Consider the following 8166-nt stretch of genomic DNA (forward strand, 5'->3'; position numbering starts at 1 on the left):
ACAGAGCTCGATTGCGACTCCCATTGCGTTCGGCTTGCTGACCGGCCTGATGCCGTGCGCACCTCTCCAAGCCGCCGAACTTGCCGCAGCCTCGACCGCCAGCGCGCTGTATGGTGGGCTCACGATGCTCGCCTTCGGCTTGGGCACGTTACCGCTGCTGTTCGCATTCGGCATGGCTTCGAGCCTGATCCCAGCCGACTGGAAGCGTCGCATGACGTTCGTGCTCGCGTTCATCGTGATGGGCCTCGGCCTCGTGTTCTTGAACCGCACGGCCATGCTCGTCGGCTTCCCGGTCAACTCGAACACGGTCAAGACCGCCGTACTCGGCGGACCCGCGGCCGCGACGGCCAGCAACTTCAAGACCGGCGCCGACGGCGTCGTGGAGGTCCCGCTTTCCATCACCAACACGAAGTACGAGCCCGCCGCCCTGAGCGTCCCCGCCGACAAGCCTATCCGGCTCGTCGTTACTCGCAACGAGGACGTCGCCTGCTCGTCGCAGATCGTATTCCCGCAGTTGGGAGTCACGAAGGACCTCAAGGCCAACGGCGTCACGACCGTCGACCTGCCGGCAACGAGGGCAGGGACGTACTCGATGACGTGTGGCATGGGCATGATGTCTGGCCAGCTGCTGGTCGGCGGGGCTGGGGGTTCGAGCGCCGGTGGACTCTCGCCGATGGTGTGGTTGCTCGTCGCTCTCGTCGCCGCTCTCGGCGCGCTACTTCTGCTTCGTCGTCGTCCGCAGCCCGCCCCGGCGACGTCGCCGAGCAAGCGGCGTCGCTAGGTCGATTCATCTCATTCAGACAGGAGCCCCGAACAATGACCTCTCAGGACACAACGAACGGAAGCGACATCGCCCGCTGGTTGATCATCGGCGGGCTGGTGGTGGTCGCTTTCTTTGGCGTCTACAAGTTCGCGCAGTCCAATCGCGGGCGGGCATCGGTCGCCCAAGCGTCGAGTGCGCCCGTCCCGACCTCGAACTCGCGGACCAGCGCCACCTCCGCTGCTGGAAGCGTGGGCTCGAACTCGACCACGGGTGGCTGTGCCTGCTGCGGCGGATCATCGGCGCAGGCGTCACCCAACGGGGTTTCCGGCCCTGCAGTCGAGGGGACGGCCAAGATGGCCGGCGGCGTTCAGGCGATCAACGTGACGGTCACTACCGTTTACGCGCCCAACATCATTCACCTCAAGGTCGGAGTTCCCGCGCAGATCACCTTCAGCGCGGCCCAGGGCTGCACCTCGCGGGTTCAATCGCAGGCCCTAGGATTTGCCGAGGACCTCTCAGCTGGACCGAAGGTTGTGACGATAAAGAACCCGCAGGCGGGGAGTTATGACTTCGCATGCGGCATGAACATGGTTCACGGCAAGATTGTCGTCGAGTAGGTGTGGGATGATGCATCTGCAGACTCGCAAGCCTTGGGGGTGAGGACGTGTCTCAAGCAGCTGGAATCATGATCGTGAAGCTTCGTGCCGAGGGCATGCGCTGCCACTCGTGCGAGCAGAAGCTGTCCGTATGGCTGCGTGACATCCCCGGAGTCGAAGCTGTCGTAGCCAATCACGAAGACGGCCGAGTGACCATCTTCGCGCGCGACGACGCCTCTATCGACGAGATGTTGAAGGCTGTCGTCCGCGCCGACTTCGTCCCGGGCATCCCCGAGGTCGTGACGAACAATCCAATCGACGCCGCGACGGTAGAGTTGCCTATCGCTGCCTCGAAGGTCGACTCCGAGACAGTCGGGGTCGTTGAGGAACCGGAGCGGGAGGTCACGACCGTCGCCGTCGTGCCAGAGCCAGAGCCTGAACCCGAGCCAGCGCCAGAACCAGAACCAGTGCCGGAACCGCAGCCACCGCTGGTGCCCGCACCGGTACCAGAACCAGAACCAGAACCGGTACCTGAACTAGAGCCGGAACTAGAGCCGGCACGCGAACCCGAACCGGCGCCGGCACGCGAGGTGGCGGCCGCTGCAATCGCGGCCGAGTCTCTGCTGGCGTCACTTTCCGAGTCCGAGTCTGAGCCGGCGGCGGCTCCCCTGCCGGAGCCCGAAGCGGACACATCGCGCCCAGCATCCAGCTCGGTGCTCGCGGCCGTTGAGGCGAACGTTTCCGCCGCGAGACTGAACTCGCCCGGGGCGGGCGAACCTCGGGATGACTCCGGCAATCTGCCCGAAGCCGCTTCCCAGCGCTATCGGCGACTCCGACTCCGTGCCGAGGGTATGCACTGCGACGCCTGCGAGAAGCTCGTCACCATGGAGGCGTTGCGAGTTCCAGGCGTCGCCGCGGCGGTCGGCGATGCCCCCGCTCAGACGGTGACGGTGTACCTCGACCGCGAGGTCCACACCCGCGATCTGGCTGCCGCGGTGTCAGCCGCTGGCTTCACTCCTGGAAACCCGTTCGTGCTCCAAGTGGGCTTCGTCGACGAACTGCCCGCATCTGGCAGTGCGCCGCGCGTCGCCGAGTCACCCGTCATCCCCGCGTCGGCCGCCTCCAGTGCTGCGACCGCAATGGCCGCGGCAGTTGCCGAGAAGCCCGTCGGCCGCGGCATTCTTAGGCGTTCGCACCAGCCCACACCGCAGCCCGAGGTCACACCCGAGCCGTCGGCCATCACGGCCGAGGAACCCGTGGCCGAAGTGGAGCCGGAGCCCCTCGCAGCTCGAGAGTCATCGTCGGCGCTCGCCGAGCCCACAATCGAGGCGGAACCAGTCCAGGAACCCGAGGCGCCGGCAGAGCCCGAGCCAGGATTCCCAGCGGCCCCGATCGCCGAGCCCGAGCCCATCGCCGAGGAGCCCGCAGCGGCCCCAGCCGCAGCCGGACTGGTCGGCTGGTGGCGCAAGCCCAAGACAGCACCGACCGCGGTGGAAGCCGAGCCGCAGCCCCAACCCGAGGTCGAGCCGGAGCTAGAGCCCGAGGTCGAGCCGGAGCCAGAGCCCGAGGTCGAGCCGGAGCCAGAGCCCGAGGTCGAGCCGGAGCCCCGGCCGGTCGAAGAAGTTGCCGCCGAGACCGCGGCCGCATCCGTTGCTGCAGCCGGGCTTGTGGGCTGGTGGCGCAAGCCGAAGTCGACGCCCAAGAAGCGGGAGCCGAAACCACAGTCCGAGATGACATCCGAGCCGGAGAAGGCGTTGGTCGCCTCGGCGGAGCCTCGGCTGGCTGAAGAGCCGGTCGCCGCCTCGGAACCCACCTGCCCCATCCTTCCTCCAGAACTTGCAGGCGAAGACTCGGCACCATCGGTAGGTGCCGCCGCAACGATCACCGCTCCCGTGTCGTTCAGCGAGGCTACGTTCGCCGTGGGTGGCATGAGCTGCGCGTCTTGCTCGGCGATCATCGAGAAGGTGCTGGGCAAGACGGCTGGAGTCGATTCGGCTGTCGTGAACCTGGCTACCGAGCGGCTCTCTGTGACCTACGACGCCGACGTCATCGACGCGGCTGGCATAGAGGCGACGATCGACCACCTCGGCTACAGCGCGACGCTACTTGGCGGGCCGGCAACGGCCGCCGAGGCGCCAGGAAGGGTGACGCTCGGGCTTATCGGCATGACATGTTCGTCGTGCGCGACCGTTATCGAGAAGACGCTCGTCAAGGTGCCAGGAGTTGAAAGCGCGAACGTGAACCTGGCTTCGAACACCGGTCTGGTCGAGTTCGATCCTAACGTCGTGGGCATCGATGAGCTCATCACGGCAGTCCGCGGCGCCGGCTACGACGCCGTAGTCAAGGTCGAGTCGGTGCCCGGGCGGACCGGAACCATCGACGTGCAGGCGGAGGCGCAGGCCAAAGCCTACGCACGCGAAGTCTTTATGTTCTCGTTCTCACTGTTGTTCGCGGTGCCGTTGCTGATCATCGCGATGATCCCACCGTTCATGACCGCCGTGCCCATGGCTTTGTCCCAGTTCCTGGCCAACACCTTCGGCGGCACGTGGGATCCGATGATGGTGAGCAAATACCTGATGTTCGCCTTGGCCACGCCCGTGCAGCTCGTAGCCGGCGCCCGCTTCTACAAGGGCGCGTATCACGCTCTTCGGCGCATGACCGGCAACATGGACCTGCTCGTGGCCATCGGAACCTCCGCAGCGTACTTCTACAGCGTGGGTGCCACGTTCATCCCGGCGCTGCAACTGGAGCCGTCCTTCTACGAGACCAGCGCGCTGCTCATCACCTTCGTGCTCATGGGGAAGCTGCTCGAGGCGCAGGCCAAGGGCCGCACCTCGGATGCGATCAAGAAGCTCATGGGGCTGGCCGCCAAGACAGCGCGGGTCGTGCGCGGTGGCGAAGAACTCGACATCCTCGTCGAGGACGTGGTGGTGGGCGACGTCGTGGTCGTTCGCCCCGGTGAGAAGGTGCCGGTCGACGGCGTCGTCATCGAGGGTGGCTCGGCGGTCGACGAGTCGATGCTCACAGGAGAGTCGCTACCGGTCGAGAAGTTCGAGGGCGACAGCGTCATCGGCGCCACGCTCAACAAGCTGGGCAGCTTCAAGTTCCGCGCGACCAAGGTCGGGGCCGATACGGCGCTGGCCCAGATTGTGCGCCTAGTCGAGGACGCGCAGGGCTCCAAGGCGCCGGTTCAGCGCTTCGCGGATCGCATCAGCGCCGTCTTTGTGCCGTTCGTTATCGGTGCTGCGCTGCTCACGTTTCTGTTCTGGGGGTTCGGCGGGCCCGCGATCTTCGGTGCAAGGCCGGACGCATCGCACGTGTTCTTCCTGTTCGCACCCATTGTGACCGCTGCCGCCGCCAATGGCTGGTGGATCGCCGCGCTTCTGGCCGGCATCGCGGTCGTCGTAATCGCCTGTCCCTGCGCTCTCGGCCTGGCCACACCGACCGCCATCATGGTCGGCACCGGCCGCGGCGCCGAGAACGGCATCCTCATCAAGTCCGGCGAGGCCCTTGAGACCGCCTACAAGATCAAGGCGATAGTCTTCGACAAGACCGGCACGCTCACGCACGGCAAGCCCGAGGTCACCGACGTCGTGCTTGCGTCGGGATCCGACGAGCGCCGCATGTTCGCGCTGGCCGCCGCGCTGGAGCGCAACTCCGAGCACCCGCTGGCCGAGGCCGTGGTCAACCGCGCGAAGGCCGACGGAATCGAGCTGCCGCGCGTCGCGGTCTTCTCGGCGGTTCCGGGTCATGGCGTCCAGGGCATGGTCGACGGCAGGCCGGTGACCTTTGGCAACCGCAAGCTGATGGCGCGCGACGGCATCAGCATCGCGAAGTACGAAGCGCAAATTGCCAAGCTTGAGGACGAGGGCAAGACCGTCATGTTCGTCGGCGTGGACGGCACGACGCTCTCCGGCATGATTGCCGTGGCCGACACGCTCAAGCCAAACTCCGCCGAGGCCGTCACGCGCCTGCAGAGGATTGGCGTCAAGGTGTTCATGATCACTGGCGACAACCGCCGTACCGCCGAGGCGATCGCCAGCGAGGCGGGCATTCCCGCCGACCAGGTCCTCGCGGAGGTGCTCCCCGAGCACAAGGCCGAGGAGGTCGCGAAGCTGCAGGCAGAGGGCCTGACGGTCGCGATGGTGGGCGACGGCATCAACGACACGCCAGCGCTGGCTCAGGCCGACGTGGGCGTCGCCATGGGTGCCGGCACTGATGTGGCGATGGAGACCGGCGGCATCGTGCTCATCAAGAACGACCTACGTGACGTGGTGACAGCCATCGAGCTTTCCCGAGCGACCATGAACAAGATTCGCCAGAACTTCGTCTGGGCGCTGGGCTACAACACCGTGCTCATCCCGGTTGCGGCCGTCGGTCTGCTCTCGCCGTTCCCGTGGATTGCGGGTGCCGCCATGGCGTTCTCAAGCGTCAGCGTGGTTACCAACTCTCTGTTGCTCCGCCGATTCAAGCCGAGCCTTGCCGCCGCCGAGCCTCCGCCTAGGAAGCGCCGTGGAGACGGGCAGCTGGCTCCCGCTGGCGACTAGCTTGGCGTAGATCGGACGATCCGAGGTTTTCGTTGGGCGACATGGAAAGAAGTCGGGATACCTAGGCTGCAGTAAGCTGTATTCGCTCGGCGTGGTTGCGGCAACAGCGGGGGCGTGTCGGTTCAGCCTGCGTCCGCGCTCGCTGGTCTGGGGAGGTCGTTCGTCATCACAGGATGGTTCACATGGAAGCGCACACTCGTCATCGGGATCTTGGTGGCCGAGATTGCCCTCCTATCCCTGGTCGCGTGGTCCGCGGGCTCGCTTCCTGTCGACGGCATTGCAGTCAACAGCGATCAGGCCGGGCTCAAGGTTTCCGACCAGGTGGCCGTGACGGCGACGGTCACGATCGACTGGGTCAGAGCCCCCGGTCCCTCGTGGGTTGTTGTTCGCGCCGGTTCCGGCGTCGGGAATCCTGGGGCGATCCTGGGGATGAAGCACGTCGATGCTGGAGAGTTCACCAACGTCCCGGTGTCGATCCAAGCCACTGCGCAGCCGCATGCGGCCGTTGCCGTTCTTGTCGCGGACCTTGGCACGCCGGGAGTGCTTGAGTACGGCGACCAGATGTCCTCCGGCGGCAAAGGCGGTACTGCCGCTGGAGCGAGCGCCGACCGGCCATACATCGCCGACGGCATGGTCGTGGACTATCCTTTCACAATCACGCCTCTGACCACGAATGTGGGCTCCACGGATGCGACGATCGGCCCGATCACCTGGAATCCCGACGGCACCGAAATCGTCGCGAACTACGTCAAAGTCATCGGGCAGTCGTGGCTTGCGGTCAGCGTCGTCACAACCAGTGGACCTCCCGGCGATATCGTCGGCGTAACGCTTCTGCCGCCGGGATTGTCTCGGGCGGTCAGCGTGCCGATACAAGCATCTGCTAGGCATCTTCGGCTGGCCGCCACACTTCATGCGGATCTAGGTAAGCCAGGCCAGTTCGAGTACTCGAATACCGGTGTCGGAATCAGCATTGACCAGCCGTATGTTGCCGGGGGGCAGACGGCCCAATTACCAGTACCGCGCGCACCATAGGCCCCCGGAGGAATCATGCGTCTGCTCGTTTTCGGAGCCGCCGGTAGAACCGGCAGGCTCGTTGTGTCCAAGGCTTTAGGCCACGGCCACGAAGTCACCGCCTTCGTCCACAAGCGAACGCTGGAGCTGCAACACGAGCGGCTGCGCGTCGTGCGAGGGGACGTGCGCGACGTCGCAGCCGTGAGTGAGGCAGTCGTCGGGCACAGCGCCATTGCCTTCGCCCTCTCCACCTCGCTCGGTGGGACCGCCGTTCAAGAAGCCGGCATTGCCAACGTCATCTACGCGATGGCCGAGAAGGGCGTCGACCGCCTCTCGGCAGTCAGCTGCGCCGGCGCGTTCGAGCGCAACAGCCCGAAGCTCTCCATTGGACGTCGCCTGCTCGTCGCCTCAGCCCTTCGTGGTACCTACGACGACCTCGAGGCGATGGAGCGGCGAATCATGGCGTCTGACCTCGACTGGACGATCGTGCGGCCGGTGGGCCTGTCAGATACGCCAGCCACCGGCCACTACCGGTTCTCACTCGATGGGTCTCCGCTGTCCGATGGCAAGAAGGTTTCGCGTGCCGACGTGGCCTCGCTCGTGGTCAAATCGCTTGAGACCGATACCTACTGGCGGCGGGCGGTCGTCATCGCGAGCTAGCCCAGAGGGCTGCTCGGCTGCTCCTTGGCAGAGCGTGGGATGCGCACCGAGATTCGTGCCGCCGCCTCGCGAAGCGAACCCAACACGGCGGCGATTCCCGGATTGCCGCTGCTGCCGCGCCGGATGGTCGCCCAGATGGTGCGGTCGAGCTGCAGGTCGACGATGCTCTTGATTGCGACGTCGGGATACTCGCCGATCAGGGCCAGCGGCGGTACCAGCGCCACGCCGAGCCCCGCCCCGACGGCCGCCAGGATGACCTGGAAGTCCATCGAGTGGAAGTCGGTGCGTGGCTCGTAGCCTTCTCGGCGAGTCGCGGCTACCACGAGGTCGAGCATCGAGGTGGAGTCGCGGCCCACGATCCACTCCTGCTCGCGAAGATCTGCCACGCGCACCTCGGCCTGGCTCGCCAGCGGGCTGTTGGCGGGAAGCGCCAAGTAGACCGGCTCGCAGAGCAGCTCTTCGCGCTCGACGCCTGGGTCCTCCAGCCGAGGCAACACGTTCCACTCGTAGGTGACGACGAGGTCTAGGTCCTCAGCTTTGAGCGCCGGCAGCGACTCCTCGGGCTCCAGGTCGACCATCGAGACGTGCA

The 8166-nt window shown here is 65.9% G+C and carries 6 protein-coding genes and 1 pseudogene; 6 read left to right on the forward strand and 1 reads right to left on the reverse strand.

The window, feature by feature from the left end; all coding sequences use genetic code 11:
• From P4L93_00260 to P4L93_00285, 6 genes and pseudogenes are all read left to right on the forward strand, one after another.
• The coding region (locus tag P4L93_00260) for a sulfite exporter TauE/SafE family protein (GenBank protein MDR3685385.1) at positions 1 to 781 on the forward strand (781 nt) is incomplete at its 5' end.
• Between the two features lie 35 nt (positions 782 to 816).
• Entirely contained in the window at positions 817 to 1380 is a 564-nt protein-coding gene (locus P4L93_00265) for a cupredoxin domain-containing protein (protein MDR3685386.1), read from the forward strand.
• 227 nt (positions 1381 to 1607) lie between these two features.
• Positions 1608 to 2360, forward strand: a pseudogene (locus P4L93_00270) (heavy-metal-associated domain-containing protein).
• Positions 2361 to 3251: 891 nt separating this feature from the next.
• Entirely contained in the window at positions 3252 to 5906 is a 2655-nt protein-coding gene (locus P4L93_00275) for a copper-translocating P-type ATPase (GenBank protein ID MDR3685387.1), read from the forward strand.
• Positions 5907 to 6020: 114 nt separating this feature from the next.
• The gene (locus P4L93_00280) at positions 6021 to 6938 is read left to right on the forward strand and encodes a hypothetical protein (protein MDR3685388.1); all 918 of its coding nucleotides are present in this window, start codon (positions 6021 to 6023) and stop codon (positions 6936 to 6938) included.
• Between the two features lie 15 nt (positions 6939 to 6953).
• The gene (locus P4L93_00285) at positions 6954 to 7577 is read left to right on the forward strand and encodes an SDR family oxidoreductase (GenBank protein ID MDR3685389.1); all 624 of its coding nucleotides are present in this window, start codon (positions 6954 to 6956) and stop codon (positions 7575 to 7577) included.
• Here the strand turns inward: P4L93_00285 and P4L93_00290 are convergent.
• A partial coding sequence (locus P4L93_00290; protein MDR3685390.1) for a LysR substrate-binding domain-containing protein occupies positions 7574 to 8166 on the reverse strand: 593 nt, incomplete at its 5' end. The two genes, P4L93_00285 and P4L93_00290, sit on opposite strands and share 4 nt — an antisense overlap.

The organism is Coriobacteriia bacterium, from assembly GCA_031292615.1.
In the GTDB taxonomy this organism is placed as follows: domain Bacteria; phylum Actinomycetota; class Coriobacteriia; order Anaerosomatales; family JAAXUF01; genus JARLGT01.

What these genes read in the sequence shown, in the direction of transcription:
- P4L93_00265 (MDR3685386.1), top strand. Translation starts at nt 817, where the DNA reads ATGACCTCTCAGGACACAACGAACGGAAGCGACATCGCCCGCTGGTTG.
- P4L93_00285 (MDR3685389.1), top strand. Translation starts at nt 6,954, where the DNA reads ATGCGTCTGCTCGTTTTCGGAGCCGCCGGTAGAACCGGCAGGCTCGTT.